The sequence below is a fragment of the Anoxybacillus tepidamans PS2 genome (genome assembly GCF_000620165.1).
In the GTDB taxonomy this organism is placed as follows: Bacteria; Bacillota; Bacilli; order Bacillales; family Anoxybacillaceae; genus Anoxybacteroides; species Anoxybacteroides tepidamans_A.
Window position 1 is genome coordinate 17,235 of record NZ_JHVN01000027.1, and the last position, 14,689, is coordinate 31,923.

Annotated in this window: 14 protein-coding genes; 7 read left to right on the forward strand and 7 right to left on the reverse strand. The window is 39.4% G+C overall.

What is annotated here, in order from left to right:
• Window positions 1–70: 70 nt before the first annotated feature.
• The 5 genes from N667_RS0115840 to N667_RS18880 all read right to left on the reverse strand — a co-directional run bounded on the left by N667_RS0115840 (window position 71) and on the right by N667_RS18880 (window position 7,507).
• Entirely contained in the window at window positions 71–1,477 is a 1,407-nt protein-coding gene (locus tag N667_RS0115840; RefSeq protein WP_027410457.1) for a restriction endonuclease subunit S, read from the reverse strand.
• Window positions 1,474–2,928 (reverse strand): type I restriction-modification system subunit M, encoded by a 1,455-nt coding sequence (locus N667_RS0115845; protein ID WP_027410458.1) that lies wholly within the window; start codon window positions 2,926–2,928, stop codon window positions 1,474–1,476. The genes N667_RS0115840 and N667_RS0115845 overlap by 4 nt, the downstream gene beginning before the upstream one ends.
• On the reverse strand, window positions 2,929–6,174 hold the full coding sequence (gene hsdR, locus N667_RS0115850; protein WP_027410459.1) for a type I restriction-modification system endonuclease: 3,246 nt from the start codon (window positions 6,172–6,174) through the stop codon (window positions 2,929–2,931). It abuts the gene before it with no gap.
• Window positions 6,175–6,536: 362 nt separating this feature from the next.
• Window positions 6,537–6,824, reverse strand: a complete 288-nt coding sequence (locus N667_RS0115855; protein ID WP_027410460.1) for a hypothetical protein — start codon at window positions 6,822–6,824, stop codon at window positions 6,537–6,539.
• Window positions 6,825–7,000: 176 nt separating this feature from the next.
• A complete protein-coding gene (locus N667_RS18880) occupies window positions 7,001–7,507 on the reverse strand; it encodes a hypothetical protein (RefSeq protein ID WP_051530076.1) in 507 nt (168 codons plus the stop codon).
• Between N667_RS18880 and N667_RS0115865 the strand changes: the two genes are divergently transcribed.
• From N667_RS0115865 to N667_RS0115900, 7 genes are all read left to right on the forward strand, one after another.
• A complete protein-coding gene (locus N667_RS0115865; RefSeq protein ID WP_027410461.1) occupies window positions 7,508–7,894 on the forward strand; it encodes a hypothetical protein in 387 nt (128 codons plus the stop codon). It begins immediately after the preceding gene.
• Between the two features lie 118 nt (window positions 7,895–8,012).
• A complete protein-coding gene (gene istA / locus N667_RS18885; RefSeq protein WP_232223987.1) occupies window positions 8,013–9,413 on the forward strand; it encodes an IS21 family transposase in 1,401 nt (466 codons plus the stop codon).
• Window positions 9,414–9,596: 183 nt separating this feature from the next.
• Window positions 9,597–10,361: an IS21-like element helper ATPase IstB gene (gene istB / locus N667_RS0115875; RefSeq protein ID WP_027410462.1), complete on the forward strand. Its 765-nt coding sequence runs from the start codon at window positions 9,597–9,599 to the stop codon at window positions 10,359–10,361.
• Window positions 10,362–10,486: 125 nt separating this feature from the next.
• Window positions 10,487–10,756, forward strand: coding sequence for a hypothetical protein (locus N667_RS19175; protein WP_027410463.1), 270 nt, complete (start codon window positions 10,487–10,489; stop codon window positions 10,754–10,756).
• A 707-nt stretch (window positions 10,757–11,463) separates the two neighbouring features.
• Complete coding sequence (locus tag N667_RS0115890) at window positions 11,464–11,781, forward strand: hypothetical protein (protein WP_156936148.1); 318 nt, start codon at window positions 11,464–11,466, stop codon at window positions 11,779–11,781.
• Between the two features lie 386 nt (window positions 11,782–12,167).
• Entirely contained in the window at window positions 12,168–12,362 is a 195-nt protein-coding gene (locus tag N667_RS0115895; RefSeq protein ID WP_027410466.1) for a hypothetical protein, read from the forward strand.
• Between the two features lie 16 nt (window positions 12,363–12,378).
• The gene (locus tag N667_RS0115900) at window positions 12,379–12,972 is read left to right on the forward strand and encodes a type II toxin-antitoxin system PemK/MazF family toxin (RefSeq protein ID WP_027410467.1); all 594 of its coding nucleotides are present in this window, start codon (window positions 12,379–12,381) and stop codon (window positions 12,970–12,972) included.
• A 796-nt stretch (window positions 12,973–13,768) separates the two neighbouring features.
• Here N667_RS0115900 and N667_RS0115905 read toward each other — a convergent pair.
• Both N667_RS0115905 and N667_RS0115910 read right to left on the reverse strand, forming a co-directional pair.
• Window positions 13,769–14,260 (reverse strand): hypothetical protein, encoded by a 492-nt coding sequence (locus N667_RS0115905; RefSeq protein ID WP_156936150.1) that lies wholly within the window; start codon window positions 14,258–14,260, stop codon window positions 13,769–13,771.
• Between the two features lie 144 nt (window positions 14,261–14,404).
• Window positions 14,405–14,689, reverse strand: a 285-nt coding sequence (locus tag N667_RS0115910; RefSeq protein ID WP_027410469.1) for a transposase, incomplete at its 5' end; no start/stop codon positions are given.

A 14,689-nucleotide genomic window follows, 5' to 3' on the forward strand; every position in this document is an offset into this window, starting at 1 on the left:
CAATTTAAAACGTCACTTATGTGCAAAAGAGCTCACTCTATATGTGTCGAGTGAGCTTCTACATTATAGTTTATTTAGATTTTAGCACTTCCTTTAACAACTCAATCGCATGTTCATCGTTCGGATCATTTGTGCCAAGCTCGCCGCGGAAGGCTTTGTTTAGGATAGATTGACGTAGTAAATCTATTTCCCCTTCCAATGTCTCTATTGTACTAATTTCAACTTCTTTAACATACAATTTATCCAATAATTCAACAATTTTGTCTTGTTCTGCTTTTGGTGGTAATGGAAATAGATAATTTTCTAAAAATGATTTAGGTACACGTTGTTGACCTACTGCTCCTGTCATTTCCTTTTTAGCTTCCATCCTAAATTTTTTAGAACGGAGTAAATAATATATTAACTTGGTATTAATATAATCGTTTGTTCTAATCACATGAAACTCCGTTGATCCAAATCCAAACCCATTCATTAAATTTTGCGCAATAGCTGTTTTTCCATTTTCCATGCATGGAGTGATTTTGGCAAAAAGAATGTCGTTTTCAAGGAAAAATGTATATCCTTTCTTTACTTCAGCATACTTCCTAACTTCAGGATTTTCAATCTCACCTGTTTTATCACTTACAGAAGGCATAGGGATAAATGTACAATTTTGTTCATCTTCTATATCTGTTAACCTCTTTTTAGGCGGGTTGATCTCGACGATATCACCTAATTTAACCCATTTCCAATTTTGAGGGATTGGATAAGGTGGATTAATTTCGTGTTCATCTTCTGTATCTCTTTTTTTATAGACCTTTTGAATTTCATTAAAAATATCATCAGCATTTTCAATCGTTGGATTCTTGGATCGCCATTTTTTAGTTAACTCTCCTCGAAATGCCTGGTCTAAAACGCTTTCCCACCGAAGTTCAAACGACTCCTTTACTCCCTCAATCAACCGCTTCGCTTCATCAATTTTCGCAAAAAGCCGCTCGATTTTCTCGGCAATGCGTTTTTGTTCTAAAAGAGGAGCGATTGGTAAAGGCGTTTCTTTCAAATACTTATAATGCCTGCTATACCCTTTATTTGGAAGTTTAACACTTTGTAAAAGATAATATAGATATTTAGGGTAGATTAATTCTAAAGGTTTTAATATCTTAGTTCCATCTGCACCTTGAACGAAATCAAAGTCCACCCATTTTATACACCTTGTATGATCACCAAAAATAATAACCGGGAGTTCCTCAGAGAAACGCAGTTCCACATTATCTGTATAACCCGATATTAATCTTTGTCCTTGATCTACTACTGGTAATATTCCATCCTCTTGATAATCTTTTTGAGGAATCTGCCTTTTACCATTGGTTATATTTACGACCACTTTTTCGAATAGTACCCACACCCAATTCCCCGGCACTTGATACGGCTGTTCGTCTTCTGGCACTAGCGCTTCTTCCAATAGTTCGTCGATCGATTTTTGTTTTGTTTTACTCATTGTTTCAGCACCTCAGCTGTTTCTTCTTTGGACGTTGAGTTCGATTCCGCCGCTTTTAATTCAGCGATAACTTCGTTTAATAAAGAAATCGCCAATTCGAGTTTTTCGACCGCTTCTTCGGCCGAGTCGATCGGTTCTGGCAAGTTTTCGTAAATCGACAGCGATTCGTCGGCGATTAAGCCAATGTCTAAGCTGTCGCCTTTTTTGGCAATTTCTTCGCGCGTGAATACGTTCCAGCGCTCGTCCTGCACTTGGCGGCGGTCTTCGGCTGCGTACGCCTGAATGAAGCCGGCAAAATGTTCTGCGGTGAGCGGGTTGCGCTTGCCGAAAGACGGCATGTTCGTGCGTAAATCATACACCCATACTTCTTTCGTATTGCCGACATCGCTTGTGCCGCGCGTGAAGAACAAGACGTTCGTTTTCACCCCTTGGGCGTAGAAGATGCCGGTCGGCAGGCGCAAAATCGTATGCAAATTGCATTTGTCCATTAAATCGCGGCGAATATCGGCGCCGACTCCGCCTTCAAACAAGACGTTATCTGGCAGAACGACGGCCGCGCGGGCTTTTCCGTTTGCTTTAAGCGCGCGGTAAATGTGCTGCAAGAAGTTCAGCTGTTTGTTCGATGTCGTAAACGTAAAATCCGTTCTTGTCGCCCGCTCGCCGCCTTTTTTCGTTCCAAACGGTGGGTTCGTTAAAATGACGTCGTAGTTTTTCAAGCTTTCGCCTAATGATGATAACGTGTCGCCTAACAAAATTTCCCCATGAATGTCATGAAGAAGCGCGTTCATCGTGGCAAGACGGTGCGTATCTTTGACAAGCTCGACGCCGGAAAAAGCTTTATATTTTTGAAACTCGATTTCTTCTTCGGATAAATCGAAATAATCATCGGTTTGCTCGCGAACGTGGCGATCGGCCGCGATCATAAAGCCAAACGTTCCGGCGGCCGGGTCGTGGCAGCGCTCCCCCGGTTGCGGATTAACGAGCTTTACAATGACGTCGATGAGGACGCGAGGCGTAAAATATTGCCCCGCTCCTGATTTCACTTCGCTCGCGTTCTTTTCTAACAATCCTTCGTATAAATCGCCTAACCCTTCTTGTTTTGCGTTATACCAATCCAGGTCGTTAATCGACTGAATGATTTTCTCTAAGTTTTTCGGCTCGCTAATATTGGACGTCGCGTCTGTATAAATTTGCTTTAATAATTCGTTGCTCTCTTTCCCTAAATCAAGCAATAGCTGGCGGTAATGTTCTTTTAATTCGATACCGTCTTTCGTCACGAGCGAATCCCAACGATATTTTTCCGGGATCATATACTCTTGGCCTGTTTCTTTCATCATTTTCAAAAACAGCAAGTACGTCAGTTCCGTCACGTATTGGTGGTACGTAATCCCGTCATCGCGAAGGACGTTACATAAATTCCAAAGCTTTTGCACAATCTCTCGGTTGTTCATCTACGCATTCTCCTTCTGTTGTTGATAGTTGTACAAGTTATGGTTAATTTCCCGGACAATGTGCGCTAACTGCCCGTCGAAAATTTGGTTCAGCCGTTTGAATCCACCGTGGTTTTTGAATGGCTCGTAGTCAAACGCCTTTTCCGGGTCCGGATGAAGGACGGATTCTTGCAGCAATTGTTTTTCGATGCGTTCGAGCCATTTCTTTTGCACAGGCGGCCATGCTTTCATTTGATAGATTTTCTTCATGGCATTTTTAATGCGTTCTTCATGGCTAATGAGCGGATCGCCGAGCGCTTGCTGGCGGATGAAGGCGATGATGTCGGCCGCGATGTCTTCGTTTTTCGCCTCGCGCCATGCCGCTTGCAGCTTTTTCTCGGAAAAACCTTTTTGGTCCAATTCCAGCAATAGTTTTTTCAGCTCTTCCCTTGTTAGCTCGGTCGGCCGCTGGCACACGATCATTAACGCTGGGATTTTGTTCATGTTGCTCTTGATAAATTCGCCAAACGATTGCAAGTAGTCATCCGGCTTTTCCGCGTTTCCATATCCGCGCTTCACGCCAAGAAGTTGATCTTCGTGATTTGAAATGTACTGCTTGTTTTCGCGGTACCGGTTTTCGTCGATGTAGCGGAACATCGATTTATATTCTTTCAACTGCGCCGACAATTCGTCCGGCGCCAGCGTTTTTACCCATTGAATAAATTGCTCGACCGTTTGGCCGCCTGATAGCACTTTAAAGTCTTGATGCTGTTTATCGGACCATTTTTGTTTTTTCCGTTGCATTTTGGCGACGATTTGTTCGCGCTGCTGCTCGAGATGCTCCTGTTTCTCCATCTTGTCGAGCTCTTCCACTAGCTGCGTCAGCGAAATATTTGGGCTTGTGACGACAGGTTTCATGCTCGTATACGGCTTTAACGATTCGTAAATTCCGACGGCATCGAAAATATTGAAATGGTCTTTTTTAATCTCTTCGCATTTTCTCGTCGCCCGCCCGAGCATTTGTTCATACAAAATGCGTGAACGAACGCGGCGCAAAAAGACGAGGTTGGTGATCGCTGGCACATCGACGCCCGTCGTTAATAAGTCGACCGTCACGACAATCGACGGATATTTTTCATTTTTAAAACGGCGAATCGCGCCGGACGGGTCTTTAATGGAGCCGGTAATTTTCATAATCGCATTGTCTTCTACTTCGCCGTATACGTTGGCAAACTCTTCTTTTAAAAGGCGCACGACTAAGTCGGCATGATCGTCCGTCGCGGCAAAGATTAACGTTTTTCCGTCATCGTCCGGAGAAATATAGTTCGTCAGCTCGCGGATAATGACGCGGTTAAAACTTTCGGTGATGACTTTTGTGTTGAATTGGGTGACTTCGATATTCACTTCATCTTCTAAGTACTCTTGCGAAATCGTGCCGGAAACGGTGTCGTATACATCGACTGTGTCCCCTTTCGCCCACGTGATGCCTTCCTTTTTGAGCACCGTTTCAAATTGGTACGGCGGCTCGTGGTCAACTAAATGGCCGTCTACCACCGCCTCGCGATACGAATATGTGAAAACAGGTGGCCCAAAAATTTCGGTTGTATGCAACGCAGGTGTAGCCGTTAACCCGATGCGGACGGCATCAAAATAATCGAGCACTTTTCGGTATTTGCTTACGTAATCGTGATGGTCTCTGATTTCGATTTCCATCTCGCTCATTTCTTTATCGAGCGTATAGCCGCGATGCGCCTCGTCGACAATAATGCAATCATATTGGTCAATTGGCGGGATGTCCTCCGTTTTGTCGTTATAAAAAATACGTTTGAGCATTCCCTGCACCGTTGCGATGTGCACTTTCGTCTCCGGATCCGGCTTTTGCTCGTATAGCGATTGCAAGCTGTAAATCTCGGTGAACGTATGGAAGCTTTCCATCTTGCTTTCTTTAAACGCGCTCTCGGCTTGTTCGCCAAGCGCTTTCCGGTCGACAAGGAACAAGATGCGGTTAAAGCGCTTCGCCTTAAGCAAGCGATAAATGAGTCCGATCGCCATCCGCGTTTTTCCCGTTCCGGTGGCCATCGCGACTAAAATGCTGCGCTTTTTCTCTTCCAACGCTTTTTCGACGGCTTGAATCGCGTTGACTTGATAGTCTCTTAGTTTCAAATAATCAAATTTTTCGTCGCGCAAAAATTGCTCGGAACGCTCGACATCTTTTTCTAATAGTTTTTGCAAGCCTTTAGGCGTATACCATCCTTGCAACGGACGCGGATGGTTCGTGGATTTCCGGGCATCCAAAAACCAAATGCCTGATTTTTGTTCGAGTTGTTTGAAGTAAGGACGGCCGTTTGTCGCAAATAAAAACGGCACAAAATAATCGCCCCACGGCTCGTGAATCACTTCGTTGCCATGTGGCACGACAAGCTTTGCATATTCTTTTGCTTGTTCAATGTCGGACGGAATGTCTTTGCTGGCGCGTTTCGCTTCAATAATGCCCACTAGCTCAAGTCCGACAAATAAAGCGTAATCAGCGTAGCCTTTCTTTAATGGCCATTCGGCAATCGCCATATTCTTTCCTTTTTCCGGACGGGCTCCTTTAGAAAAACGGATCGTTTCCGAATCTGCTTCCCAGCCAGCGTCCCGCAATTGCTGGTCAATGAGAAGCCGCGTTTCTGCCTCCGTCAATTCCAAATTCGCTGCAACACGCTGCGAGTACTCGCGCCGTTTTTGTTTCTCTTCGCTGCTTGTGTAGATTTGTTGCTTTCTAATGTTCTCAAACTCTGTTTCTAGCTGCGCCAATTTTTCTTCATATGATTTCACGACTTCATTTAACTCGTCGGCTGAAATCACACTTTGCGGCGCCGGTTCGATATACTCGGGAGCTTGGAACGACCAATCGCCGTACACTTCCATAAACCAGACGCCGATTCGAAACGCCATTTGCAATAATGCTTTCGCTTCATGCACTTCTCCATAACTTGGTTCATGCACCGCTTTGTTCCCTTTTTGGCGAATGACGTTTAATAAATCATAAATTTCTTTTGGGATGATTTGATCGTAAAAGAGCGCTCTTAGACGTTCTTGTTGGTCCGCTCCCCGCTCTTCGCGAATGTCTTCCAACGCTAAAATATATTTTGTAATCGTTTCCGCAAATTTTCTCAGTTCGCTAATAGCGACGTTTGGATTTTGATACACATTCCGTTCCGCCGTTTCCCCTACCCGAGCGAGAACTTCCCATTTTTCCTCAAGAAAATGAAAATTATGCGGCATATCGACACCTCATTTTTGCATATTCCTTATCTCTATTACTCTAATCACTTAATAAATGATAAGAAATACCTTTATTTCTCTAAGAGATTCTTAGTTCTATTTTACCACAAAATTAACAATATACCTTAATAATTTCCAACGGAATTTAATACAAAAAAACCTAAATAAAACATTGCCAGGTTATTAACCTTATACCAATCAATTGGATTCGAAACATCATGTATGTTGCTTTCTCGTTAAGTCAAATCATATATTCCCTAAGTTGCCACCATCGTGAAAAAATTACAAAGACTATCCAAATCAAATGGATAGTCTTTTAACTTTCCTCTAATCCAAAGAATTATGAACCTCCTATAATTGCCCTAAAAATGTTTCAATATTTTTTCATTTATCTCCCCAACTTCTGAAAAATGCCATTCTAATGTGGTTAGAATTCGATGCAATTCAAACAAGTCTTTTTCTATTTCATCCCTATCAAATTCATTTCTACTTTCTAGTCTTTCGAGAAGTTCATCTAGTTCTTTCATCAACATACGGAAATCCCCAATATTCTCTATACACTCTTCAATCTCATCTTTAGTAATAACGTTTTGGCATAAGGGATTTAGCTTCTGAAGAATATTTATAATTCGAACTAATTGATGTTCCATAAACTTCCCTTACCATCCTTCAAGAGTTTTTTAGTTTTAGCTTCATTAAGAGTTCCATCTAGATTCAACACATACTTTTATTACTTCAAGGCGATCCTACTGCCGTGCAGGTTTGTAACAAGTATATATTTACATAAAAAAGACTTAAGGAACATATTCCATTAAGTCACTTAAGCTTAATTTAGTGATTTTTTTATATGTTCTACAAAATCCATAAATATAGGCAAACCAAAGTCTTTTTTTTCTTGGAGATATTTCATTTTTTGCTGAATCACATCTTCTAGTAATTCTGTTTTGTTTAAAAGTTTAGCTAGACCTACAGCGTGCATTGCTCTTACATAATCAATGGGAGCATTTAAACTAGCTTCTTGATCATCCTTTAAACATAAATGAAAGACATTCTCTATATTTGAATATTTGTTAATATAAGGAATAACCACCTCTTTGATAGAACGAAATATATCTTGAGACACAAATTCAATATCATTTTCATCCTTAACAGTCCATCGCTTTTGCTCACCTATAGTTAAGTTTCCTATTTCTACACCAATTGTACAGGTTGGAGCCTTTTCCTTTTTAATGATAAGATTATTATTTTCATGAATCAGATTCTCTAATTGATCAAATCTAATACCTACATGTAATGTTATATCAAAATCATCTTCGTGGTTAATGAATGTCAAATGAACGACGGCATATGTTTATTGCAAAATAAAAGTGTAGAGCTTTGCAAAGAAAAAATGCAGAGAACTGCTAAAAAATATGCAGATGAGGATCAAATACCTAAACAAAAAAGCCCACAGAGGAAAGGCATGATGTATGAAGAAAAATGGGGTGAAATTGTTTCAGCTTGGCTATTTGAAGACTCTAAGTTAAGAAAGAAATCAAGAAGGACAAAAAAGAAAATTTTCCGTGATTTGGTAGAATTAGGCTTTAAGGGGTCCTATCGGACCGTTTGTTACTTTATTTCAGAGTGGGAAAACTCACATGTAGAAGGAAAAGATAAGGGCTTCGAAAGGCTTGAGCACCCACCAAGTGACGCACAAGTAGACTTTGGTGTAATGGTGTAACTGCTAAAATAAAGTGGACAGTTTCCGCCAAATAAAATTGGACACTTATTTACCAATTTTACTCCTAACAGCTATGATAGATGTTGAGATTTTATCTAGCTGTTGGAGGGACTGAAAGGTGGATAAGTGGGAAATGTATATGGAAATTTATCAACTTTTAAAACAAGGGTTTAGTAAAACATCCGTCGCTAAAAAATTAAAGATATCCAGAACGACATTATATAACTATTTAAAGCGTTCACCTGAGGACATGACAACATGGTTAGCTTCTACGAAGCAACGAAGAAAAAAGTTAGACCCTTATCGAGAGCTTATTTTACATTGGATTCAGAAGCATCCAGATTTATCAGCGTCTCAGGTACAAGACTGGTTAGAGGAACGTTATCCTGACCTTTGCGTGGGAGAAAGTACGGTTCGGAGTTATGTACGTAGTTTACGAGAGGAATGGAAAATCCCAAAGGAACCCTCGATTCGCCAATATCAAGCGGTGCCAGATCCACCAATGGGTCACCAAGCGCAAGTCGATTTTGGAAAAGTGAAAGTAAAACATCAACAAGGCAAGGATATCGATTTATATTTTATCGCCTTTGTGCTTTCGCACTGCCGTTATAAATACATGGAGTGGCTGGATCGTCCTTTTACAACGAGAGATGTCATTCAAGCTCATGAGAATGCGTTCCAATGGTTTGGTGGAATCCCAAACGAACTTGTTTATGATCAGGATCACCTGATTGTGGTTAGTGAAAATGCCGGGGACCTCATTCTTACCGCCGAGTTTGAAGCCTATCGAAGACAGCGCAACCTCACTCTTCATGTATGTCGAAAGGCAGACCCGGAAAGCAAAGGGAAAATTGAGAATGTCATAGGATTTATCAAACACAACTTTGCCAAACATCGGATATTTACGAATCTCGATCTGTGGAATGAACAAGGATGGGAATGGTTACGGCGAACAGGTAATGGGAGAGTCCATAACACAACAAAAAAGAGACCAGTCGACGTGTTCGAACTCGAAAAACAACACTTACGACCGATCTCTCTATCAGTGGACGTGACCTACGTCCAAAACCCAAACCTCACAAACAGTATAACAAGAACGGTTAGAAAGGACAATACGATTCTGTACAAATCGAATCGATATACGGTTCCGTGCGGAACCTATATGCCGTTTGGAAAAACAGTACAAATTGTCATACAAAGGGAACAGGAGCTCTTCATCTACGATTCTGAAACAGGGGAATACTTAGGAAAGCACACGATCGCTCATGGCAAAGGAAAGCTGATTCAAAACCGAAACCATTTGCGAGATCGAACGAAAGGCATCGATGCCTATATCAAAAGGGTTGCCAACCAGTTTGAACAACCAGATGTGGCAAAGGAATATCTAGAACACATACGAAAAGCCTATCCGCGATATATACGCGATCAATTGCAGCTCATTCAAAAAAAAACTGGCTCACTCTCCGGCGTCCCTCTGCAGCCAAGCACTACAAAAGTGCATCGAATTACAGCTGTATAGTGCTTCAGAGTTTACAGATATGATCGGTTACTTACAACGGCAACATCGATTGAACACTTCCGGCAAAGCCGTTCAGGTAAACCGAATCCAATCATTGCAGGAGGAGAGTCATTCTATCCTTTGTGCACAACCAGCTGTAAGAAACGTTAATGAATATATCGGGATTTTGGAGGGAAGAACGAAATGAGCCAGTTAACGAATGTACAAGAGTTATTACGAGTATTACGTTTGACAGAAACGGCTTCTCACCTGCCTATATTAGTGAAACAAGCAGAGACGAATGAGGTGACATATCTACGTTTTTTATACGATGTGTTACGTTATGAACAACATCGTCGGGAGGAGAAATTACGGGAGAGGCGTTTGAAATGGGCGTCTTTCCCCTACTACAAGACGTTAGATGAGTTTCAACTACAAGAACCGCCATCACTGACGAAAAGACAATTTCACCAATTGCGAGAACTCTCATGGTTAGACCAACTCTTTAATTTGATTCTGTTAGGACCGCCAGGTGTCGGAAAAACCCATTTGGCGATTGGACTCGGGATTGAAGCGATTCATCAAGGGTATAAAGTGACGTTTATTACGATGGGAGAGTTGATTCAAGCGTTAAAAACGGAGGAAATTACTCGGAAATCACAAATTCGTCTTCAACGACTGAGGGAATCGAACTTAGTGATTATCGACGACTTAATGTTTATAGCGATGGATCAACGAGAAGCGAATTTATTCTTTCATTTGATTAATGACTTGTACAATCAATCGTCGATTATCCTAACATCCAATAAAGGGCCGAGTGAGTGGGGAGAATTACTCGGTGATCCGGCTATCACCACAGCTGTATTAGACAGAATCATCCATCGTGCCGAAGTGATTCATTTAAATGGAGACAGCTATCGAATGAAGCACAGAATTTCCATTTTTAGTGATGAAACTGTTCAAAATTAATGATCAAAAAGTGTTCAATTTTACTTGACGGTTACACTTACCTCCAATATTTCGTCAACCATATAGAAAATAAAATGACATCACCACCTATAACGCGAAGAACTAAAAACAAGGAGTGAGGTTCTTTGCAAGCATTAACCATTAAAATTCTCTTTTTTCCAAATACCCCCGAAAGACTTCGCGATTTGAGTGAAGAGTATATCCGCATTGTCAATCAGATGAGCGAACAAGCAGAGAAACAAAGCTCATTCCCGAAAATTTCAACCAAAGATGTGACTGCTCGTCTTCCTTCCGCCGTTCTAAATCAAGCTATTCGGGATGCGAAAAGCGTCTACAAGAAGATGAAAAAGAAGGCAAGCGTCCCATCCTTAAAAACCCGTCTACTTCGTGAATAACCAAAACTATACGATTGGACCTGAGACGATTGCTTTTCCAATTATGTCAGGAGAAAAAACAAGAAAAACCGTCTTTCGAGCCGTCGTGACCAAGCGGGATTAGAGGTTTTTACGCCATGCTAAACTCGGACTAATGCGCATTGTAGAAAAGAGCGGAAAATGGTATGCACAAATTTCTATTCACGTTCCTGTAAGCGAAAAGAAAACTAAAAAGGTGATGGGAGTCGATTTAGGAATTAAACTTCCGGCGGTAGCCGTCACTTCGGAAGGGAAAACTCGTTTTTTTGGAAGCGGAAAGCAAACGAATTTTAACTTTTTACACTTTTTCATATTATCCTAATCGTTTGTTGCCACAATACTAAGATAAATCCATTTGTATAAAAACAAAAACCGCAAATCCAACTAAGGATCTGCGGTCTCCCGTTTCAATGATTCCGACTGGGCTCGAACCAGCGACCTCTACCCTGTCAAAGCGAAACAGGCAATTTTTATCAATTTTTTGCTGATAGGTAAGACCGTAAAGATTTGAAAAACATTGATATATCAAGATTTTGCCGATTTGGACATTTGTTAGGTTATACCGAATTGATCGAATGGCACCATTTGGGCACCAAATTCGGCACCACTTATGGCACCAACAAAAAGTCCTCTAAAGGTTGATGTGACAGGCTTTCTAACAATATTAAAATTGAAAGAGGGCGCTAATGATGAGTGATGGAATTATGGAGACATTAGTGAACTATATGATCAAACAGATAGAAGATGAAAAAGAGGTTATCCGAGAACAAACGGAGCGAGTAATATTCTTGACTGATTCTATTGTAAAAAGTCTAGAAGATATTAAGGATCGTAATAACGCAATAAGGGAAAAAGATATAATTTCTGATTATAATTTTATGCTTCTCCAAAATAAACTACAAAGTTTAATTAATGCTTTACAAGAGATCAATTTCAGTAAAAGGCGTATAAGAAAATATCATGATGAAATGTGCAAATTAAATACCTTTTTGGAGGATGGAGAATAAACTGTTAAAGCCGCTCATGTTATCTGAGCGGCTTTAATAGTTATTATTAGATATCCCCCTCTAAGCATTAGGAGTTGATGTCTACCACATAAAAAAGGAAACAAACTGTATTCTTATTAGAGAATATGAGTACAGAATATGCTTATCAAATGACTGTTTCATAAGAGTTAGTTCGAGAAGTCAAAAGGAATGGCTAATGTATTGGGTATTTTTTTAATATAAGCCTATTTTTTACTATCATCATAGGATATTGAACAGATATTTAACCAAAACGTTTAAAAATGTAATAAATCGGTTATAGTTATAATAATCATTTACATTTTTTACAAGCCATTGCATATACATATAAATAAATTATTGAGAATTACTAAAGGAAGTGGTATTATATGGTTAACAAAAAAGAAAAGGAGGAGAAAAAGGTGATTCCTCTTATTGAAAAACAATTAAGCCCTTTTAAATCGAAAAACAACTACGAACATCCTTCAAATTTAAACCGATTTGAAAAAGCATGGGAAGAATTGACACCCGACTCAATAAAATTACTTAGTGACCTTGTAGAGAAAGAGTATGAGGAAGAGTAATTTGGAGGTTGTAAAAATGGTATCAGGAATTAATTACAGTGAAATAAAAAGGGGGCACATCTATTTAGCAGCAATTGCTTATTCAGATGGTAGACCCCTTAATTTTTTTGAGCCAATGCCAGATTTAGGTGAAAATATTGGAAAAGTTGTAACTAAACCACATGGTTTTGAAGCTGAAACCGATGAAAGAGGGATACAAAGAGCCAAAGAAGTCTCTGTTATTGTAAAACATAAAGCTCGACTGGCAGTTGTGCTCCAAAATGACTTGTTTAATTCAAATGAAGATTATCATCATGTATACGTAGCTCCTATCGCTACTATACACCCTAGTTTAGAAAAATCTGATCTTATTAAAAGATTGAAAGAAAAAAATGATATACCTCAATTACACTATATTGGAGAGCATACTGGTAGACCTGCTTATATTAATATAGGAGATATAAAAAGGATACATAAATCTCTTTTATTAGAGAAGAAAGGCTATCCACCTATTGATAATGATCAACTTAATATAATTGGAGAGAAAATTTGTACTCTTTTAGAAATTAAGAGGATCACTCAATCAGAAGAAATTCAGGATTTTGAGGAAGCTGAACAACAAAGTTCGTAAGAAGCCCACTTTAAAAAGGTAGGGCTTTTTCCTATTAAAATCGCTCATAATTGCTGTTATGAGCGATTATAGTAACTCTGATAATGCAGAATAAGTATGATATTCCAACATATTAATAAATCATCTTAGTAATTGTTGAAAGCTTCATTTGTCTATAATTGAAAAATAGCTATCTCATAAGACTAATGAGATAGCCATTTTTTTCGGTATACTCTTGTAATTACTTTAGCTGATAAAATAAAAAAGTAATCCACCCCGCCATCAAGTGTTAACATTATATATTACAAAATATTAGCAAACGATGGTCAACAATGTAAAAATAAACTGAAGAAAATTTTTGAGAACTGTATTACCGAAACTTTCTTAACAAGTTTATAAATTTATAAAATTCCACACACAATTGATGGTATGAGCGAGTATTTATATAAATATCATTTATTTTATTATTCTACCGTTTCCATAACATATAAATTCAGATTAAAAAACGACATAAACCAGTCGTTTAAGTCAACTAAAAAATGATTAAAACTCTTTGCTTATGTCGGAAAACCAATCTGTATTTATACAGATAACAGTAAATACAAAATGGCTACTTTTTTATGAATAATTACTTATCATTCTAAAACTAATATCACTACGCCCTTCATATGACTAGAGTATTCAACTGAAATAGGCAATGGGATATGCTACCAACGCCTATATAACAATTAACTAGTGTTTATTCTCTGAAAAAATCAAGTTTGCATAGTACAATGAATTAGCTTGAATTTTCAACTTTTTTCAATTGGCACTAACTCTAAACACTTTTCTCAAAAACAATACTATCTAACTGAACCTTTTCCCAGTAATCCAATTCGTCAAAAATTTTTTCAATAGAGGTTACTATCTTCTTCTCATCTTTTTCCTCTGGGTTTAGACCATTATTTATTATCAAATTAGCAATGCGTATAGCAGTTTCCCGTGGAACCCCCAGCTCTATTATTTTTCTAGTTACAGGTCTGTAAGCTCCCATTTCCATAAAGTTCAAGAACATACTTTCTGGATGCATCATGTCATACAACGGCTTAAGCAACGTTGGAATTCTATAAGAAATTGTATTTTGAAGGATGCTGATAGTTCTCTCTATCTTTTCTGAATCATCATGATATGAAGTATTAAGAATATTTTTTAGACTTATTTCTTTTAACCATTTTTCCGCATTGATACAAATTGACAGTAATCTATCTGCTCCATCTCTTTCCTCGATATTAAGGTATTTCGAATAGTAATATGGAAATCTTTCCTTCATGAACGATAAAGCATTCTTTAATCTATAAGCAATATTCTCATCGTTTACGGATAGAGGTAGTTCTGGTTTTGAACTTATATTACTGTAGATGAGCATTTTTTATTACAATAATTTCCATAGTTAGAGAGACAAACAGGGTCCCCCTTACGCGATACGGAGCTGTTTTTTGATCACATCAATGGGAATATCTTGCTTCGCAGCGTCATAAATGAACTCGACGACGCTGTGGTCTTTCCGCGACCGAAGAAGCTCCAGCCCGGCGGAGAGGTTTTGTCGGGATTCGGCGATGCTGTAAACAGAGGCCAAGAGCACCACCGCCCAATACCGTTTCACCGCCCGAACGTGGCGAACGCGGTATCCATCCAGCTTCAGTTGGTCTTTCGCCTGCCGGAAAAAGCATTCGATTGTCCAGCGCTGGGCGTAGTAACG